Raw genomic sequence first — 16,596 nt, forward strand, 5'->3', positions numbered from 1 at the left:
TGGGCAGTCTAGTTTTCATACGCTCACTCGGTGTAACGGCCAGGGCCTTGGGAGAGATGAGCCCTGTAGAGCCGGTCAAGTGAGGACTGGAGGGCACATGGAACTGATTCCGTTCAGTCTGTGGGGCGACGCTTTGTGGTGCGGTCAGGAAGTCGTGCGGGAGATCCCGCACGAGCAGGCGATCAGAAGCCTGTTCCCGGACCCCATCCCGGCGCGCGGCGCAGATCTGGACACCGAGGCGGACCTCGTCCCGGAACCGCACAACCGTTTCGACCCGCGGTCGATCGCCGTCCGGGTGCAGGGCAAGGTTGTCGGCTATCTGCCGAGGGACGACGCGCACCGGTACCACCCGGTGCTGTCAGAACTGGTGGCGCAAGGCCTGCAACCGCAGGTCCCTTGTCACCTGTGGGTGAGTGAGTGGGAGCCGGCGGACTGGGACGGTAAGGGCGCCCAGGGCACCGAGTTCCACGCCAGTGTCGCGGTCGCCCTCGGGCAGCCGCACATGCTGATGCCGGTGAACCTGCCCCCGCCGGGCAGTTTTCACCTGCTACCGCCCGGCAGCGGCATCGTCGTACCGGGCAGCGAGGTGCATCCCGACGTACTGGCGCCGTTCTTCCGCGCGGAGGGCGAGTGCTGGGCGTACGCCACCATGCACGCGATCGAGGAGGAGGACAGCTTTCAGGACCGGCACCGGATCGTGGTCGAGATCCGGCTCGACGACGAACCCGTCGGCCGGCTCAGCCCGCGGCTGAGCGCCGAGTTCCTGCCCGCGATCCATTACCTCGCCGACATGCGTGCCGAGACCGCCGCCCGGGTCGCCGTTCGCGGCGATCGCACCGCATCGGAGGTGATCCTCTACGCGGCGCGGAGTCACGACCTGCCGGCCACCTGGCCGGACGGGCTGGCCCGCTCCCCAGTCGCTTCCCCGCAATGGCACTACTGGGCGACTAAAGAGGCCAACTAGGCGGCTGCGCAGTACTGACCATGCCTCACCAGGCCGGTACTGCGGAGCTACTTTCAAGGCGCCGGGCAGCTCCCCTAGGAGAGCTGCCCGGCGTTCTCCTCGCACCACGCGGAAAACGTGTTCGGCGAGCGTCCGGTAAGACGCCGTACGACGTCTGTTCGCACGCCGATCGTGTCGGCGCGCATGAGGGTCAAGCCCTCGATCAGAGCGGCCGCCAATTCCGCCGGAGCCCCTTCTGGATAACGGAATCGGACCGCCTCCTCGGGGGTCGCGATCGGGCGTACGTCGAGTGCGCGGCCGATCGCCGTACCGAGGATCGCGACCTGCTCGGCGACCGTGAACGCCTCGGGTCCGGTCAACGTGTACGCCTGCTTCTCATGACCGTCCTCCATCAGCACGGTCGCCGCGACCGCCGCGATGTCCGCCGGGTCGATCGGCGCCATCCGTCCAGGCCCGATCGGGTCGAGCACGTACCCGCCGGCACGGATCGTCGGCAGCCAGTCGAACGCGTTCGTCATGAACCCGGTCGGCCGCAGGAACGTCGCCGCGATCCCCGAATCCGCGATCAGCTGCTCCCGCGCGTGATGCCACCGCCCCATCGCGGGGATCGGGTCCCCGAGTACGGCGTACGACGACAGGTACACGATCTGCCGGACGCCGGCCTGACGTGCGGCCGCGACGACGTTGGCCGTGTGCTCAAGACCGGTGCCGGGCACGAGCAGGAACACCTTGTCGGCACCGCGCAGGTCGAGCGGTCCGTCGAGATCTCCGACGACCTGCTCGGCGGGCAGTTCGGGCCGCGGACTGCGAACGAGTGCGCGGAACTCGGCGCCGCGCCGGTTGAGTTCCTCGACGAGCGTGCGGCCGACGTGTCCGGTGGCGCCGGTGACGATGAGCATGGCAAACTCCTTTACCGGTTAACGAGTCGGCGAGAACGTTAACCGGTAAACGATTCGATCGTCAAGGAGTCTGTCGATGCCCGAGTTCCTGGAGCTGCACAGCAAGACGTCCAAGTTGCTGCGGGCGGCTGCGGACGCCGCCGTCCAGCGGCACGGGCTGCGGCTCGGGCAGGACCATCTGCTCGCCGCGCTGTGGGCGGAGGACGGTCGTACGCCGGGCGAGATTGCGGCCTCGGTGAACGTCACCACACCAGCCGTCACCAAACTCGCCACCCGGCTGGCCGAGTCGGGCCTGCTCGAACGCCGGCCCGATCCGCGCGACAACCGCCTGGTGCGGCTGTGGCTGACGCCGGCCGGGCGGGCGCTCCAGGCCCCCGTCGAGGCCGAGCGTCAGCAGCTCGAGGACCGCATCACGGCGACACTCACGAAGACCGAGCGAGCCCAGTTGCTGAAGGCGCTCGCGAAGATCAATCAGGTGTTGGTGGACGGGCTGTGAAGTACCTTGGCGGTATGGCGAATGTGCCGGTTTGTCCGGTCTGTGGAGAACGGGGAGTGCCGATCCTTTACGGCCTGCCCACCCCGGTCGCGCGCGAAGCCGCCGCGGCCGGCCGGGTGCGTCTGTTCGGCTGTGTGATCCCGGCCGAGCCGGACAACTGGACGTGCGCGCAGGACCACACCTGGCAGGCGGACGACGACCAGGTCCTGAGCGCCGCCATCGACGCCGCGCTCCAGCGGGACTGATTGCCCACCGGATGAAGCAGCCGTGGAACCACAACATTCACTACCACTCGCGGATCCTGGACGCCGTCCCGCACAGTGCTGAGCGAGCGCTGGACATCGGCTGCGGCGAGGGCATGCTCGCCCGCAAGCTGCGCAGCGTCGTTCCCGAGGTCACCGGGATCGATCTCGATCCCCCGAGCCTTGAACTGGCGCGTCAGCAGCAGGATGACATCGAGTACGTCCACGGGGACTTCCTGCAGCATCCGTTCGAGCCCGAGTCGTACGACGTGGTCGCGTCGGTCGCCACACTGCATCACGTCGACGCCCGCGCCGGGCTGCTCCGGATGCGTGAGCTCCTGCGTCCGGGTGGGGCGTTGGTGGTGGTCGGTCTGGCACGTACGACGCCACGCGACCTCCCGTACGCGGCAGCCGGCCTCGCCGCGGCGTACGCACACCGAGCGGTGAAAGGCCACTGGGAGCACCCGTCCCCCACTGTGTGGCCGCCACCCGTCACGTTCCACGAGATGCGCGACCTAGCCGGGGAGCTCCTACCCGGCTCGACGTACCGCCGCCACCTCCTCTTCCGCTACTCGATCACCTGGCGGAAGTGAATGAACGTCGTCACCCCGGACACCGAGCTGCTCACCCGCGCTGTCCGCACCTTCCAGAACACCGACGCCGCCCCGGACTACCTCGCCGCCCACAACACACTGATCTTCGTGGCCACCACCGATGACGAGGTCACCGGATGGTGCTGGGGCTATCTGCTGCCACGGCCCGACGGTGTAGCCATGCTCTATCTCCACAACCTGGCGGTCGTCGAGTCCTACCGAAGTCAGGGCATCGGGCGCGCCCTGATGAACGCGTTCATGGACGCTGGCCGGTCCGCCGGCGCGACCAAGATGTTCCTCACCACCGGGGCTGAGAACCAGCCGGCCCGCGCGCTTTACGACTCCCTCGGCGGCGGACTTGCCACGCAGGGCGCAACGGTCAACTACTGGTTCCTGCTGTAGCTGTTTCGGTGTCCCAGGTCGAGAGGCAGAACGGGTGGCCGGCGGGGTCGGCGTACACGTAGCAGTGGTCGGAGTTGGGTTGGTAGTCGAGCAGTGTGGCACCGGCCGCGAGGACCCGTGCGCCGGTTGCCTCGAGGTCGTCGACGAGGAAGTCGAGGTGCATCTGCATCGGTACGTCGTTCCCGGGCCACTGTGGTGGCCGGAAGTCCTCGACTTGCTGGAAGGAGAGGACCCCATTGGGGCCGGACACGGACGCCCAGTGCGACGTACCGTTGACGACTCCACCGGTGATCTCCGCGTAGAACTGGGCGAGCGCGAGGGCGTCCGGTGCGTTCACGGTGGTCCCCTCCAGCTTGATGTTGTCAGACATCGGTCGTCCGGTACGCCGGGGTGAGTTCGATCCACCGCGCGTGCCAGGCCGGGGCGGGCGCCTCCGCGGACCACCCGCCGTCGTGCGCTGGACCGTCATTCGCCAGCGACCGGCCGAGGTCCTCCAGGTGCACCTGCCAGCCGGCCCCGTGGAAGTGCAGCGAGCCGACCGGCAGACCGCGCTCCTCCACCACCAGCTTGGTCTGCGAACCCATGGGCGTGAGCCAAGCCTCGAGCTGACACTCGTCCGCAGTGCCCGGCTCCGTCGTGAGCAGCAGGTGGTGCGGCGCATCGCAGACCTCGATCCTCGCCGGACCGTTCCACGTGCTCGTGAAGACGGCATGGATCGTCCCGCCTTGGCTCAGCTCGCCGGACACCTCGGCGATCCACCGCGCGAGTCGCTCCGGCGTGGTGCAAGCCGCCCAGAGGTCGTCGATGTCCGTGTCGTACACGTCCTCGACGCGCACCGCGCCGCGGGTTTCGTCGAGGGCCCGCATCGTCCCGAGAATCTTCACGACCGAGCCTTCTTTCCGCGAGCGACCTCTGTGTGCAGTGCATCCAGCCGGTTCCGCCACAGCGCGCGGTACCCCTCGAGCCACTCGTCCACCTCGACGAGCGCCTCCGGCCGCAGGCTGTAGATCCGCCGCTGCGCCTCCTGCCGTACGTCGACCAGCCCGGCCTCCCGCAGTACTCGCAGATGCCGCGACACCCCCGGCCGCGCAATCGGCAACGCCTCCGCCAACTCACCGGCCGTCGCCGGATGATCCCGCAAGATCCCCAGCACCGTCCGCCGACTCTGATCCGCCAACGCTTGCAACACCACGTCCATGAGGCCGAATGTACCCAAGTGGGTACGTAACCGCAAGGGTACTAAAGAAGCTTGGCGCCGATCAGTTGGTAGATGTCGTCGAGGGCGCCCGGGAGATCGTCGTGGCCGAAGTCCGGGTACGTGCGGACTTCCTTGGGTGACTGGATCTTGTTGTAGGCGGCGAACTGGGTCGAGGGCGGGCAGATCTGGTCCTCGAGGCCGGTGAAGAGCATGACCTCGGCCTGGATGCGGGGTGCCAGGTGCTGGATGTCGATGTAGCCGAGCGTCGTGAACACCTCCTCCTGACGGAGGTGCCGCGGGTCGCGCTTGCGGAACCAGGTGACGATCTCGTCGTACGGCGAGGTTTCCAGGTTCAGATCCCACGTCCGCTGGTAGTCGGACAGGAACGGGAACACGCTCGCGACGTACTTGATCGTCGGCGTCAGCGCCGCCGCCACCAGCGACAACCCACCGCCCTGGCTCCATCCGGTCGTCGCGATCCGGGCCGCGTCGACCTCCGGCAGCTCGCCGATGAGGTCCGCCAAGCGCCGCGTGTCCAGGAAGACGTGCTTGTAGAGCAGCCCGTCCGGCCCGTCGTCGAGCCCGTGCACCAGGTGGTGATGCAGCGAGAAGCTGTTGGATGCCTGCGACGACGTACGGAAACCGACCTGCTCTCGCACATCCAGCGCCGCGACAGTGAACCCGCGAGCGGCGTACGGCAGCAGCTCGACCCACTTCGGCTGCTCACCGCCGTACCCGTGGAACAGCAGCACGGCCGGCCCGGTCGGCTCGGCGGGGCGCACTACCTTCGCGTGCACCCGGTAGCCGCCGGTCCCGGTGAAGTACAGGTGCTGTGCGGTCGCCGTCGTCAGCGGGAAGTCAACGGCGTCGACGAACTCCGCCTCGGCCGGCACCGAGTCGAGCTCGAGGAGCGCTTTGTCCCAGAACGCGTCGAAGTCCGCGGGCCGCGGGTTCGTGCCCTGGTACGTGAGAAGTTCGTCGTACGACAGCTCGAAGGAAAGCACCGGATCATTCTGCGCTGTTGTTGTCCTCGGGGGCAGTCCCGTCCCAGATCGTGTACCCGTGGGCCGCGTTCAGCTTGTCCCGCAGCGCGGTCTCCAGACTGTTGGCCTTCCCGGGCGCCAGCCACGAGACCGGCAGCAGGATCGGGTGGTCGGGGTTCTTGGTGCGCAGCACGATCGCCTCGCCGTGGGTGGTCTCGACCCGGCCGACCTCGGTGATGTCGGTCCAGGGCGTGCGAAGGCCGCGGACCTCGAGGTCGCCGTCGCGGAGCCGCGCGACCTTCGGCGGCCGGGCCAGGATCCACAGTCCGGCCAGCGCGATCATCCCGCCGAGCGTGACGAACACCGAGACGGCGACACCCGGCAGCCCCAGTGCCCAGAGCACCGCGGCGACCCCGAGAATGATCAGCCCAGCGGCCAGGATCCCGAGGAACCGTCCAGCCCGCATCCGGTACGTCGTACGCATCGCCACAGGATCTCATCCGCCCGGGGCGACCGGATCAGAAGGCTTCCGTCTCGGACTCCTGGGTGTTGCCGGCCACCGACTTCAGCGTGAGCGACCACGAGAACGACCCGTCCAGGAACCGCTCGAGCTTCGAGTACGAGCAGTTCTCGGTGAACCGGTTGTTCTTCGCGTCCCAGTTCGTCCCGGTCTTGTAGTAGACCCAGTAGTCGCCGCGGATCCCGTTCAGCGTCGCCGTCTTGTTCGCCCGGACGTAGATCGACGCCTGCGGCTTGCGTGGGTTGCTCGCCGTGACCACGACCACGATGTCCGAGCCGGCGTTGGTGATCCGGAGCGAGCCGGAGCCGCGCGAGCCGGACCGCTGGAAGACGTCGCCGTTCTCACCCCGGCCACCGAGCACGGCCGGCTGGGCCAGCTTCGCCGGCACCGACAGCGCACCGAACTTCACACCCTTGCCGATCGACTTCTGCACGCTCTGCGCGAGCTCGGCGAAGGCGAACCGGAGACCGCTCTTCGCCTCGTACAGCCGGACGTCCAATGCCTTCGGCAGACCGCAGCTGGTCTTCGTCTCCCCGGCCCTGCTGAGCTCCGCGGCCACGTTCCCGGCGTACGCGTCGAAGGCGTCGAGGACCCGGGGATGTGCGGACACCAGGCCGCGCGGCGGCGTGATCTTCACGAGCTCGCTGCGTTCGAGTACGACGGCGCTCGCGAGCTGGGCGCGGGACGCGTCGAACGCGGCCACCGTCTGCGCGTTCATCACGCGCCCGACGTACGGCTTGAGGACCTTCTCGACATTGGTCAGCGCCCGCTGGTACATCGGCACCGAGAGCGCCACGGCAGTCGGTGTCGGCTTAGGTGTCGGCTTGGGCGCCGCCGACGACGGCGGCGGCGCACTGGTGCTGGTCGTCGTACCCCCTGCCGAGGGCGTATCCGAACTGTCTGCCTTGCCGCTACAGCCTGCGCAGAGCAGGGCCGCAACTCCGACCACAACCGCTAACGAACGCCTCACAGTCACCCCCAGGTGTGACCAATCTTCACTTTGGTCCAATACTTCCCTGAGAGGGGTTCACCAATCCGGATCAGTTACCGCCGGTGCCGGTCTCGCTCGGGTTGTACGCGCAGGCGTCGTTCAGGTTCTCCGCGGCACCCGGGGTGGTGGCCGGCTTCGACGGAGTCGTCGGCCGCTTCGTGCTGCCGGAGGTCGGCGCCTTGGTCGCGGTCTTGGTCGGCTTCGGCGTCGACGCGACCGGGTTGGTCTTCGGGGCGATCGCCTTCTGGATGATCTCCTGCATCGCCGTGTAGTCCGGGTTCTTGCCGGTCGGGAAGTTCTTGTTCTTGTCGAGGTCGATGTTGGTGACCTTCGCGTTCTTCACCTTCAGCGCGAGCTGGATGAAGGCCTGCAGGATGTCCTGCGGGATGTCGGTGCGCAGCAGCTGCTTCCCGGCCTTGGCGATCTGCTGGTACGACGTCACGAGCGCCTGGGGGTTCGCGCTGTTCACCAGCGCGTGGATCGTGCACCGCTGCCGCTCCTGCCGGGACGGGTCGCTCAGGCCGAAGCGGCCGCGTGCGAACCACAGCGCGTGGTATCCGTCGAGCTTCTGGTTCGGGCCCGGCTCGATGTAGCCGCTCGGCTTCTTCTCGGTGTTCGATCCGGGGCCGGCGCCGTAGTCGCCGCCGATCGGCACCCGGTAGTTGACGTTCACCGTGATGCCGCCGAGCGCGTCGATGATCTGCCGGAACCCGGCCAGGTTGACCTGCATGTAGTAGTCGATGTCCAGGCCGAGCGCGGCGCTCGCGGCCAGCTTGACCACGTCCGCGCCCTCGTTGTCGGTCTGGCCGAGAATCCCCGGATGCGCCTTCGGGACGTTCTCGTACATCGCGTCCAGGTAGTACTCCGGCTGCTCGACGTTCCCCAGGTTCGGGTCCCAGAAGCCGTCCGGGTACACCTTGTGCAGCGGCGAGTCCTCCGGGAACGGCATCCGCATCCAGTTCCGGCTGAGCGAGATCAGCGCGGTGTCACCGGTCTTGGTATCGATGCTCGCCACGATCACTGTGTCGGTGCGCGTGCCGGTCCGGCCGACGCCGTCGTCCGCGCCGAGCAGCAGCAGGTTCAGCCGCGGGGTGTTCGCCCACGGGTCCTTCGCGTTGCTGACCTTCGGCCGGGTCGCGCTCTTCGAGTTCCCCTCGGACTGGAACACGCTGCCGATCAGGTCACGCTGCGCCATCACGGTCTGCGCCGCGACGGTCGTCGGTACGGCGATCGCGAAGCAGAGCAACCCGACGAACATCGAGCCGGCCAGCCGGCCGGTGTAGGTCATGCTGACCGGGCGAAGCAGCTTGTGCGACGCGACCACGGTCCAGATCCAGCCGACCCCGAGCAGTACGACGGCACCGGTCGCGATCAGCAGCTGTCGCGGGGAGACGAGCAGAGCGAGCACAGAGTCGCGGTGCGTGAGACCGACGTACGCGGCGATCAGCAGCAGGCCGATGCTGATCGTCAGGATGAACGCGCCGAGCTTCTTCCGGCCGCCCATCAGCAGCCCCGAGCCGGGGACCAGGGCGCTGAGCAGCGTCAGGCCGATCGCCTTCGACGCCGTCCGGGCACGGTGCGTTCGAGCCCGGGACCGGGTGGCACGAGGCGCTGCCCTCCGACCGGCTGCGCGAGTACTCCGCGACATGGCTCCGTTCCCTGATCGACGACGTCACGACCCTTCCGTCGGCCGCGCGAGGCAGCCCACGGTACTTCAGACGCCCACGACACCCGGTTGGTTGACGTGATGCTGGCGACCCCCGTCGATGCTCGTCAGCGTACAGGGGCTCCGGGCTACTACCGCAACGTGCCGTGTCAGCGACCGAGCGTGCTCGCCAACCCGCTTTGCTCCCGGACCGGTCGAGCGGATACTCTTGGCCGTCGTCGCGTCCGCTCCTCGAGTGGACCGTCGGAGGAGGCGTCGCCTAGTCCGGTCGATGGCGCCCGCCTGCTAAGCGGGTTGAGGGTTACCCCCTCTCGCGGGTTCAAATCCCGCCGCCTCCGCTCCTTGGAGCTCCCTGTCTGCGGAAAGCGCAGACCAGGGAGCTCCGGCCATTTGTCCGGGGGTGCAACCCCCGGACCCCGCCCGGAGGGGCTTCGCCCCCCGGACCCCCCTTGGGGCGACTGCTCCGCGTGCGACTGCTCCGTGCCGCGGCTTGTGCCGCGGGCGACCGCTTGGTGCGGTGCTTGTTCGCTCGCGGATTGCTTGGGTCAGCTGGTTGCTTCGGCTATGCGTTCTACGGTGCGTGGGGTCATGGGTTCGGGGGAGATGATCAGGTGGTTGACGCCTAGCTTTTGGTACGCGGTTGCGGCCTCGGGGAGGTCTTGTACTGGGATGGCGTTGGGGTTGGGGTCGGGTGCTGGTTGGTCGGGGTCTCGGACGATGACGCCTACGGTGCGGCTTACTGCTTCGGTGGGGCGGTGGGCGGTGATGAGGGCTTGGCGGAGGGTTTCTAGGCGTTCTTCGACCTTTAGGGTTGGAGCGCCGTACCAGGCTGTGTTCCAGGCGTCGGCCCATTGGGCTATTAGTTGCATCATTCTTGGGCGGTGGCCGGCTACCAGGATTGGGATCTGGTGGGGTGGGGCGGGGTCCAGGTTCGCGTCTTGGACCTTGTAGTAGGTGCCTTCGTAGGTGACTGTTTCGCCTCGGATCAGGCGGGCTACGATTTCGAGCCATTCGGTGAAGCGGCCTACTCGGTGGTCGGTCGGCAGGCCGAAGGCCTCGTATTCGGGGTCGTGCCAGCCTGCGCCGACGCCGAGGGTCAGGCGGCCGCCGGAGACCTCGTCGAGGGTCGCGGCCATCTTCGCCGTCAGACCGGGATCGCGGAACGATGCGCAGAGCACCATGTTGCCGAGCTCGACCCGGGACGTGACAGCGGCGATCGCGCTCAGCAGGGTCCAGCTGTCGTGCATGCCGAAGACCTGACCCTCCGGATCCCGGTAGAGGAAGTGGTCCGCGAGCCACACCGAGTCCAGCCCGCCCTCCTCGGCCGCCTCCGCAACCGCCCGTACGTCCTTCCACCCAGGCATCCCGCCGCCCGGCCCGTCCCCGGCCCCGAGCGGCAGCATCACTCCGATCTTCACGCCCACGGTCCGACCCCACCGATCTTCTCGACGCTGATGTGCGTGACGTACCCGGCCGGAAGGTCGTCGCCGGGCAGGAAGTCCGCGTCCGGACCGATGTAGGTCTTCGCCAGCTCCCGCAGTACGCCGACCGCGCCGCCCTCGGTGATCCGGGCGGTGCCGTTGACGATCAGGTACTCCGCCAGGCCCATCTCGTTGACGTTGTCGGTCTCGATCGACAACGAGACCCGGCCGTCGCGGCGGATGTTCTTCACCTTGCGGTTGTTCGGGACGTGCGCGGCGATGATCTCGTCGCCGTCCAGGCCGACCCAGATCACCGAGACCTGCGGGCTGCCGTCCGGGTTGAGGGTGACCAGGTGCCCGAGGGCGTCGGATTCGAGCACGGCCCGCGCGCTGTCAGGGATTCGCATGCGGTCAACGTACGTGGATCATGGGCGCTATGAGGAGGCCGTACCCGGATCGGGCGGCCGCGGGCCGCGTGCTGGCCGACGAGCTCGGATCGGTCGGCGGTTCCGTACTGGTCCTCGGCCTGGCGCGGGGCGGCGTACCCGTCGCGGCTCCGGTCGCGGACGCCCTGGACGCGGAGCTCGACGTACTGATCGTGCGCAAGCTCGGGTTGCCCGGTCAGCCGGAGTTGGCGATGGGCGCGATCGCCGGCGTCGGCGAGGAGTTGCACGTGGTCCGCAACGAGCCGATCGCTGCGGAGGTCGACGCGGAGACGCTGGAGGCCGTACGCCGGCAGGAGGTCCGGGAGCTGCGCCGGCGCGAGCAGGCGTACCGAGGGGACCGGCCGCCGATCGACGTACGGGATCGCGTGGTGATCCTGATCGACGACGGCCTCGCGACCGGCGCGACGATGCGGGCCGCGGTAGAAGCAGTACGACGTCATCGGCCGGCGCGCGTCATCGTCGCCGTACCCGTGGGCGGCATCGAGAGCTGCCGGCGGCTGGCGCGGGTCGCGGACCAGGTGGTGTGCGCGTGGATCCCGCAGTACTTCGCCGCGGTCGGGCAGGCGTACCGGGACTTCTCACCGGTGAGTGACGACGAGGTACGGCGAGTACTCGCGGAAAGCACAGCACGGCGCCCCGGGAGGTGATCCGGGGCGCCGCACTGTGTTGGCCCGGCCGCCGGCTTCCGACTCGGCGGCCGGTGCTCGTCAGCCCAGACGGGCCTTGAGGTTGTCCAGCTCGACCTTCAACGAGGCCGGGACGGTGTCGCCGAGCTTGGCGAACCACTCCTCGATCAGCGGGATCTCTGCCTTCCACTCCTCGACGTCGACGTCGAGCGCGATCTCCAGGTCGTGCACGGTCATGTCCAGCCCGGCGACGTCGAGTGCGTCCGCGGCCGGCACCCGGCCGATCGGGGTCTCGACAGCGTCCGCCTGGCCCTCGAGCCGCTCGATGACCCACTTCAGCACGCGGCTGTTCTCACCGAAGCCCGGCCAGACGAACTTGCCGGCCTCGTCCTTGCGGAACCAGTTCACGTAGAAGATCTTCGGCAGCTGCGCCGCGTCGTGCTGCTTGCCGACGGTCAGCCAGTGGTCGAAGTACTGCCCCGCGTCGTACCCGAGGAACGGCAGCATCGCCATCGGGTCCCGCCGTACGACGCCCACCTGGCCGACCGCCGCGGCGGTCGTCTCCGAGGACAGCGTCGCGCCCATGAAGACACCGTGCGCCCAGTCGCGGGACTCGGTCACCAGCGGGATCGTCGTCGCGCGGCGGCCGCCGAAGATGATCGCGGAGATCGGTACGCCGTTCGGGTCGTCGTACTCGTCGGCGATGATCGGGCACTGCTTGATCGGCGTGCAGAACCGGCTGTTCGGGTGGCTGGACAGCTCACCCGAGTCCGGCGTCCACTCGCGGCCCTTCCAGTCGGTCAGGTGGTCCGGCGGGGTCGGCGAGTAACCCTCCCACCAGACGTCGCCGTCGTCGGTGAGCGCGACGTTGGTGAAGACCGAGTTGCCCTTCTCGATCGTGCGCATCGCGTTCGGGTTGGTCTTCCAGCCGGTGCCGGGAGCCACGCCGAACAGGCCGAACTCCGGGTTCACGGCGTACAGCCGGCCGTCCTTCCCGAAACGCATCCAGGCGATGTCGTCGCCCAGCGTCTCGACCTCCCACCCCTCCAGAGTCGGGTCGAGCATGGCCAGGTTCGTCTTGCCGCATGCGCTCGGGAAGGCGGCCGCGATGTAGTGGACCTTCTTCTCCGGTGAGATCAGCTTCAGGATCAGCATGTGCTCGGCGAGCCAGCCCTCGTCCCGAGCCATCGCCGACGCGATCCGCAGCGAGTAGCACTTCTTGCCGAGCAGCGAGTTACCGCCGTACCCGGAGCCGTAGGACCAGATCGCCCGCTCCTCGGGGAACTGGACGATGTACTTCTCGTCGTTGCACGGCCACGGCACGTCCTGCTGGCCGGGCGCGAGCGGCGCGCCGACCGAGTGCAGACAAGGCACGTAGGGGGAGTCGGTGCCGAGTTTGGCCAGCACCTCGGCGCCGGTGCGGCACATGATCCGCATCGACGCGACGACGTACGCCGAGTCGGTGATCTCGACGCCGAACATCGGCTTCTCCGCGGTCAACGGGCCCATGCAGAACGGGACGACGTACATCGTCCGGCCGCGCATCGAACCGCGGTACAGCCCGGTCAGCGTCGCCTTCATCTCGGCCGGCGCCATCCAGTTGTTGGTCGGACCCGCGTCCTTCTCCTCGACCGAGCAGATGAACGTGCGCTGCTCGACCCGGGCGACGTCCGACGGGTCGGTGCGGACCCAGAACGAGTTCGGCTTCTTCTCGTCGTTCAGCCGGACCATGGTGCCGGCCGCGATCAGTTCGTCGGTGAGCTTGGCGTACTCCGCGTCCGACCCGTCGACCCAGTGGATCCGGTCGGGCTGCGTGAGTGCGGCGACCTCGGCCACCCAGGCCAGCAGGCCGGCGTGGCGGGTCGGTGCGTCGGTCAGGTCGTACGGCGCCGGGAGGGGATCCGTTGCGGCTGGTGAGGTAGCGGACTCGGTATGGGTCGGGCTGGCGGTGGTCGTCATCGGCGGCTCATTCCCTCTCGGCTGTCGGCGCCGGCAACCGTGCGGCCCCTCGACGCTGAGGGGGTACGGCTCCGGCCGCCGGGGTCTCCGGCGGTTCGATTCAGCTGGCTGGCGGTGTGATCTCTCGCATACCAGTGCATCCAGTGGGCATATACCAGTGTGCAAGTGGTACTACGGTACGGGATCGGCGCAAGTGCTGAGAACCCCTAGAACGTGAACCCGGTCACAAAGTTTTCGCGACAATCGCTTTCCGGTTCAGCTTGTGAAAATGAGAACGGCCCGCGCTGTTCGCGCGGGCCGTTCCAGGAGATTTTCCGGTACTTCAGCTGGTCTGCCGCCAGATGTCGTTCACGAGCCGCTGGATGTCTGCGGCCTCGGCCGGCTGGCCGTAGACCATCGCGCCGACCAGCCACCACTGCCCGCCGCTCTGGAACGCGTGCGTCATCGTGATCGTGTACGGCGTCGTCGTCGACACCGTCAGCCAGGTCCGTGCGTCCTTCGCGGTCGCCGGCGCGGCGGTCTTGTAGATCTTCGTCCACTGCTGGTCGAACGTCGGCCGGTCGGACAGGCACTTGGCCAGGCTCGCGCACGGATGCAGCGCGAACTGCGCCTTCATCGCGTTCTTCAGCCCACCCGGTTCGTACTCGTTCTTGGTCACGATCCGCCGCAGGATCAGCTGCGACGACTCACCGAGGGAACTCACCTCCGGCGGCCGCGGCCAGCCGATCGCGAACGGCAGCTCGGCGTTCGCGACGATCTGTACGTCGGCGCCGGCCGCGTAGGTCGCGCCGAAGACGCCGGGCGATCCGTCGGGCCGCTTGTACGGCGCGGTCGTCACGCGCTCGATCGGCGGGATCAGGACGTTCGAGGCGATCGGCTCCGGGCTGACGGCCGCGGGCGGGGCGGCCTCGACCGGGTCCTTCTTGACGGAGCCGCCGATCGCGGTGCCGATCGAGTAGGCGATGCTGAAGACGATCAGCACGACAACCGCGACGACGCCGTAGATCCAGGCGCCGATCTTGCGGCGGTACTGCCGCGCAATCTCGATCTTCGACTGCGGCTGCTCTTCTTGTACTTGGGTGGTCGCGTCCTGTGCCGTCTGCTCGGGACGGTCGACGTACGACGGGATACCGCCGCGCGGTGTGTTGTCGCCGGGCGGGAGGACCGGCGGCGTCGCACCGAAGCCGACGAGCTGGTTCCGGACCGCCTGCAGCGACTCGTCGTCGTTCCCGAGTACGCCGTCGAGCGGGTCGACGAGGCGCTCGGCGCCGGTCTCGCCGTGGACGAGCTGCGTGATCGCGTACGGGCGGTTCGAGTTGAGGTTGGCGGCCCAGAGCGGGGTCTCGTGCCGGCCGGGTTCGAGTGCGGCGGTTCGGCTCGCCTTGGTGAGGCGGTCGACCACGGTCGGGTTCCGGGCGCCCTCCTCACTGAGGACGAGCGCGATCACGTCCGTCCCGGTGAACGTGCGGCCGTGCCACAACTCCGCCAGCGGGTGCAGCAGGATTCGCTGATCGAACTGGTAGCCCGGGATCTCCGGCGTGCTGTTGGTCATGACTCTTTGCTTTCCCACATCGCCCGGTCCGCGAGGGCCAGCGCCGCCTTCTGCGCCGTGTCCGCGTCCACGGGGTTGGCCTTGTAGTCCACCAGTACGACGATGTCCGCGCGCTGCACCAGCGTGTGCACTGCCCAGGAGTCACCGGCCAGTCCGCTCGCGGTCCGGCTGACCTTGGTCGGGTACGGGCGGTCCCCGTCGTACTTCGTCATCGTCGACCGGCTGAACGTCCGCTCCGCGACCTGGGTCGGCGTGAACGGCGCGTTCCCCGCGCCGGCGTCCAGCCCGCCGTACGCCGTGATCGTGACGTTCACGCTCGCCGACGTGTACGCCCGCACCTTCTGGCGCGAGCTGGCCGCCGTGCAGCTGATCGCCGTCGTCCCGCCCTGCGTCATCGTCACCGGACCGGACGATGCCTTGGGCAACAGGTTCGCCACGTCCCCGATCCGCGCGCACAGATCCGCCGGCAGCGCCCGCGCCGGCAGGATGTCCTTCGGCGTCACCGGCTCCCCGACCGCGAACCCGACCCCACCCCCCACCAGCGCGGCCACACCACACCCGATCGCCGTACCCCGCACCAGTCGACTACCCATGCCCGCGACCTTAACCATGCGAAGGTCCTCACCCGCGGCAAGGTGCCGTGACTGTGAACAAGAAGTGGTGACTGCGAACAGGAAATAGCCTGTCCACAGCCACCGCCGGGGTGGTCATGGGCCGACTCGTGGCACGTCGGACGAGGACCGACATACCGGAGTTGCCTGCTTGGTCAGCCGAGGAGGGTTTTCACCGAGCCGCCGGACTCGGTGAGCTTCGTGCCGAGCCCGTTCAGCGCCTCTCCGACCGTCGCGAGAATGCCGGACAGGTCCTGCAGATTCCCGGCCAGCGCCTCGACCTCGGTCGCCACGCCGCCGATCTGGCCGCTCCCGTCGTTCAGCTTCTTCGCCGCGGCGTCGCCGATCCCGGGGATCTTGTCGAGCTCACCCGCGAGCCCGGCCAGCATCCCGGCCGCGTCGTGCAGCTTGTCCTTGGCCGCCTTCATCGTCCCGGCGCTCCCGGCCAGCGCCTTCCGCGCGCCGCCCTCGCCGTCGTCCCCGACCAGCGCCCCGGCCGCCTTCGCCGCCTGTTCACCGGCCTCCGCCAGCCCCGACCCGATCGTCTTCAGCAGCTCCGGCAGCTTCCCGATGAGCCCGAGCGCGTCATCCGGCAACCCGCGCACCAGATCCAGCACCTTCTGGAAGTCGTCCGAGTTCTCCATCACGAACCCGACCGCCTTCTTCACATCCCCCAGATCTCGCCCACCGAGCAAGTCCTCAATACCCATGCGCGGATCGTAGAGCCCCCACCTCGCATCCCAGTGCGCGCCGCACCGTGCCGCCGTCGTACCCCCGCCGTACCCCCGAATTCACCCCCCGAAGACCTCCCTCCAGAGCCGATTGGCCTCCACCCACCCCCTCCATGTATCGTTACTCGACGTTGTCCAGCGCTCGTAGCTCAACGGATAGAGCATCTGACTACGGATCAGAAGGTTGGGGGTTCGAATCCCTCCGAGCGCGCAAATCGAAGGCCCAGGCAGACACTCTCTGACCTGGGCTTTTGTGTTTCCGGAGTGAAGGGCGAAGAGGGCGGCTGTCGTGCTCG

General features: G+C 68.3%; 20 protein-coding genes and 2 tRNA genes. 8 read left to right on the forward strand and 14 right to left on the reverse strand.

The window, feature by feature from the left end:
- Window positions 1-97: 97 nt before the first annotated feature.
- The gene (locus tag ACLJOO_RS12595) at window positions 98-964 is read left to right on the forward strand and encodes an HIRAN domain-containing protein (RefSeq protein WP_410787079.1); all 867 of its coding nucleotides are present in this window, start codon (window positions 98-100) and stop codon (window positions 962-964) included.
- A 74-nt stretch (window positions 965-1,038) separates the two neighbouring features.
- On the opposite strand, the gene ACLJOO_RS12600 is transcribed toward ACLJOO_RS12595, so the two are convergent.
- Window positions 1,039-1,863 (reverse strand): NAD(P)H-binding protein, encoded by an 825-nt coding sequence (locus ACLJOO_RS12600; protein ID WP_410787080.1) that lies wholly within the window; start codon window positions 1,861-1,863, stop codon window positions 1,039-1,041.
- Between the two features lie 76 nt (window positions 1,864-1,939).
- Here ACLJOO_RS12600 and ACLJOO_RS12605 point away from each other — a divergent pair, with 76 nt between their 5' ends.
- From ACLJOO_RS12605 to ACLJOO_RS12620, 4 genes are read left to right on the forward strand one after another with little or no spacing between them, the layout of a single operon-like run.
- Window positions 1,940-2,359: a MarR family winged helix-turn-helix transcriptional regulator gene (locus tag ACLJOO_RS12605; RefSeq protein ID WP_410787081.1), complete on the forward strand. Its 420-nt coding sequence runs from the start codon at window positions 1,940-1,942 to the stop codon at window positions 2,357-2,359.
- Between the two features lie 56 nt (window positions 2,360-2,415).
- Window positions 2,416-2,604 (forward strand): hypothetical protein, encoded by a 189-nt coding sequence (locus ACLJOO_RS12610; RefSeq protein ID WP_410787083.1) that lies wholly within the window; start codon window positions 2,416-2,418, stop codon window positions 2,602-2,604.
- 11 nt (window positions 2,605-2,615) lie between these two features.
- Window positions 2,616-3,194 (forward strand): class I SAM-dependent methyltransferase, encoded by a 579-nt coding sequence (locus ACLJOO_RS12615; protein ID WP_410787084.1) that lies wholly within the window; start codon window positions 2,616-2,618, stop codon window positions 3,192-3,194.
- On the forward strand, window positions 3,195-3,596 hold the full coding sequence (locus ACLJOO_RS12620; RefSeq protein WP_410787085.1) for a GNAT family N-acetyltransferase: 402 nt from the start codon (window positions 3,195-3,197) through the stop codon (window positions 3,594-3,596).
- Here the strand turns inward: ACLJOO_RS12620 and ACLJOO_RS12625 are convergent.
- The 7 genes from ACLJOO_RS12625 to ACLJOO_RS12655 form a co-directional block, all read right to left on the reverse strand.
- Complete coding sequence (locus tag ACLJOO_RS12625; RefSeq protein WP_410787087.1) at window positions 3,574-3,966, reverse strand: VOC family protein; 393 nt, start codon at window positions 3,964-3,966, stop codon at window positions 3,574-3,576. The two genes, ACLJOO_RS12620 and ACLJOO_RS12625, sit on opposite strands and share 23 nt — an antisense overlap.
- Window positions 3,959-4,480: an SRPBCC domain-containing protein gene (locus ACLJOO_RS12630; protein ID WP_410787088.1), complete on the reverse strand. Its 522-nt coding sequence runs from the start codon at window positions 4,478-4,480 to the stop codon at window positions 3,959-3,961. Before ACLJOO_RS12630 ends, ACLJOO_RS12625 begins: the two co-directional genes overlap by 8 nt.
- Window positions 4,477-4,794, reverse strand: coding sequence for an ArsR/SmtB family transcription factor (locus ACLJOO_RS12635; RefSeq protein WP_410787089.1), 318 nt, complete (start codon window positions 4,792-4,794; stop codon window positions 4,477-4,479). Before ACLJOO_RS12635 ends, ACLJOO_RS12630 begins: the two co-directional genes overlap by 4 nt.
- A gap of 41 nt (window positions 4,795-4,835) precedes the next feature.
- Window positions 4,836-5,798 (reverse strand): acetylxylan esterase, encoded by a 963-nt coding sequence (locus tag ACLJOO_RS12640; protein WP_410787090.1) that lies wholly within the window; start codon window positions 5,796-5,798, stop codon window positions 4,836-4,838.
- Window positions 5,799-5,802: 4 nt separating this feature from the next.
- The gene (locus ACLJOO_RS12645; protein ID WP_410787091.1) at window positions 5,803-6,261 is read right to left on the reverse strand and encodes a hypothetical protein; all 459 of its coding nucleotides are present in this window, start codon (window positions 6,259-6,261) and stop codon (window positions 5,803-5,805) included.
- Between the two features lie 34 nt (window positions 6,262-6,295).
- Entirely contained in the window at window positions 6,296-7,246 is a 951-nt protein-coding gene (locus ACLJOO_RS12650; RefSeq protein WP_410787092.1) for a hypothetical protein, read from the reverse strand.
- 91 nt (window positions 7,247-7,337) lie between these two features.
- Window positions 7,338-8,936: an LCP family protein gene (locus ACLJOO_RS12655; protein ID WP_410787094.1), complete on the reverse strand. Its 1,599-nt coding sequence runs from the start codon at window positions 8,934-8,936 to the stop codon at window positions 7,338-7,340.
- A 266-nt stretch (window positions 8,937-9,202) separates the two neighbouring features.
- Between ACLJOO_RS12655 and ACLJOO_RS12660 the strand changes: the two genes are divergently transcribed.
- A tRNA-Ser gene (locus ACLJOO_RS12660) sits at window positions 9,203-9,292 on the forward strand.
- A gap of 207 nt (window positions 9,293-9,499) precedes the next feature.
- On the opposite strand, the gene ACLJOO_RS12665 is transcribed toward ACLJOO_RS12660, so the two are convergent.
- Window positions 9,500-10,372: an LLM class flavin-dependent oxidoreductase gene (locus tag ACLJOO_RS12665; protein ID WP_410787095.1), complete on the reverse strand. Its 873-nt coding sequence runs from the start codon at window positions 10,370-10,372 to the stop codon at window positions 9,500-9,502.
- Window positions 10,369-10,782 (reverse strand): TIGR03618 family F420-dependent PPOX class oxidoreductase, encoded by a 414-nt coding sequence (locus tag ACLJOO_RS12670; RefSeq protein ID WP_410787096.1) that lies wholly within the window; start codon window positions 10,780-10,782, stop codon window positions 10,369-10,371. Before ACLJOO_RS12670 ends, ACLJOO_RS12665 begins: the two co-directional genes overlap by 4 nt.
- 29 nt (window positions 10,783-10,811) lie before the next feature.
- On the opposite strand from ACLJOO_RS12670, the gene ACLJOO_RS12675 reads away from it, so the two are divergent.
- Window positions 10,812-11,468, forward strand: a complete 657-nt coding sequence (locus tag ACLJOO_RS12675) for a phosphoribosyltransferase (protein WP_410787097.1) — start codon at window positions 10,812-10,814, stop codon at window positions 11,466-11,468.
- Between the two features lie 60 nt (window positions 11,469-11,528).
- On the opposite strand, the gene ACLJOO_RS12680 is transcribed toward ACLJOO_RS12675, so the two are convergent.
- The 4 genes from ACLJOO_RS12680 to ACLJOO_RS12695 form a co-directional block, all read right to left on the reverse strand.
- Window positions 11,529-13,406, reverse strand: a complete 1,878-nt coding sequence (locus ACLJOO_RS12680) for a phosphoenolpyruvate carboxykinase (GTP) (RefSeq protein ID WP_410787098.1) — start codon at window positions 13,404-13,406, stop codon at window positions 11,529-11,531.
- 322 nt (window positions 13,407-13,728) lie between these two features.
- A complete protein-coding gene (locus ACLJOO_RS12685) occupies window positions 13,729-14,958 on the reverse strand; it encodes a hypothetical protein (protein WP_410787099.1) in 1,230 nt (409 codons plus the stop codon).
- On the reverse strand, window positions 14,955-15,551 hold the full coding sequence (locus ACLJOO_RS12690; protein WP_410787101.1) for a hypothetical protein: 597 nt from the start codon (window positions 15,549-15,551) through the stop codon (window positions 14,955-14,957). The genes ACLJOO_RS12685 and ACLJOO_RS12690 overlap by 4 nt, the downstream gene beginning before the upstream one ends.
- 173 nt (window positions 15,552-15,724) lie before the next feature.
- Window positions 15,725-16,279: a hypothetical protein gene (locus tag ACLJOO_RS12695; protein ID WP_410787102.1), complete on the reverse strand. Its 555-nt coding sequence runs from the start codon at window positions 16,277-16,279 to the stop codon at window positions 15,725-15,727.
- A 159-nt stretch (window positions 16,280-16,438) separates the two neighbouring features.
- Here ACLJOO_RS12695 and ACLJOO_RS12700 point away from each other — a divergent pair.
- Window positions 16,439-16,511: transfer RNA gene (locus tag ACLJOO_RS12700), tRNA-Arg, on the forward strand.
- Window positions 16,512-16,596 lie beyond the last annotated feature (85 nt).

It is taken from the genome of Kribbella sp. C-35, from assembly GCF_046549195.1.
Classification (GTDB): Bacteria; Actinomycetota; Actinomycetes; order Propionibacteriales; family Kribbellaceae; genus Kribbella.

Coding starts and splice junctions, on each gene's coding strand:
- ACLJOO_RS12595 (WP_410787079.1), top strand. CDS start 98: ATGGAACTGATTCCGTTCAGTCTGTGGGGCGACGCTTTGTGGTGCGGT.
- ACLJOO_RS12600 (WP_410787080.1), bottom strand. CDS start 1,863: ATGCTCATCGTCACCGGCGCCACCGGACACGTCGGCCGCACGCTCGTC.
- ACLJOO_RS12605 (WP_410787081.1), top strand. CDS start 1,940: ATGCCCGAGTTCCTGGAGCTGCACAGCAAGACGTCCAAGTTGCTGCGG.
- ACLJOO_RS12615 (WP_410787084.1), top strand. CDS start 2,616: ATGAAGCAGCCGTGGAACCACAACATTCACTACCACTCGCGGATCCTG.
- ACLJOO_RS12620 (WP_410787085.1), top strand. CDS start 3,195: ATGAACGTCGTCACCCCGGACACCGAGCTGCTCACCCGCGCTGTCCGC.
- ACLJOO_RS12625 (WP_410787087.1), bottom strand. CDS start 3,966: ATGTCTGACAACATCAAGCTGGAGGGGACCACCGTGAACGCACCGGAC.
- ACLJOO_RS12635 (WP_410787089.1), bottom strand. CDS start 4,794: ATGGACGTGGTGTTGCAAGCGTTGGCGGATCAGAGTCGGCGGACGGTG.
- ACLJOO_RS12645 (WP_410787091.1), bottom strand. CDS start 6,261: ATGCGTACGACGTACCGGATGCGGGCTGGACGGTTCCTCGGGATCCTG.
- ACLJOO_RS12655 (WP_410787094.1), bottom strand. CDS start 8,936: ATGTCGCGGAGTACTCGCGCAGCCGGTCGGAGGGCAGCGCCTCGTGCC.
- ACLJOO_RS12670 (WP_410787096.1), bottom strand. CDS start 10,782: ATGCGAATCCCTGACAGCGCGCGGGCCGTGCTCGAATCCGACGCCCTC.
- ACLJOO_RS12675 (WP_410787097.1), top strand. CDS start 10,812: ATGAGGAGGCCGTACCCGGATCGGGCGGCCGCGGGCCGCGTGCTGGCC.
- ACLJOO_RS12680 (WP_410787098.1), bottom strand. CDS start 13,406: ATGACGACCACCGCCAGCCCGACCCATACCGAGTCCGCTACCTCACCA.
- ACLJOO_RS12685 (WP_410787099.1), bottom strand. CDS start 14,958: ATGACCAACAGCACGCCGGAGATCCCGGGCTACCAGTTCGATCAGCGA.
- ACLJOO_RS12690 (WP_410787101.1), bottom strand. CDS start 15,551: ATGGGTAGTCGACTGGTGCGGGGTACGGCGATCGGGTGTGGTGTGGCC.
- ACLJOO_RS12695 (WP_410787102.1), bottom strand. CDS start 16,279: ATGGGTATTGAGGACTTGCTCGGTGGGCGAGATCTGGGGGATGTGAAG.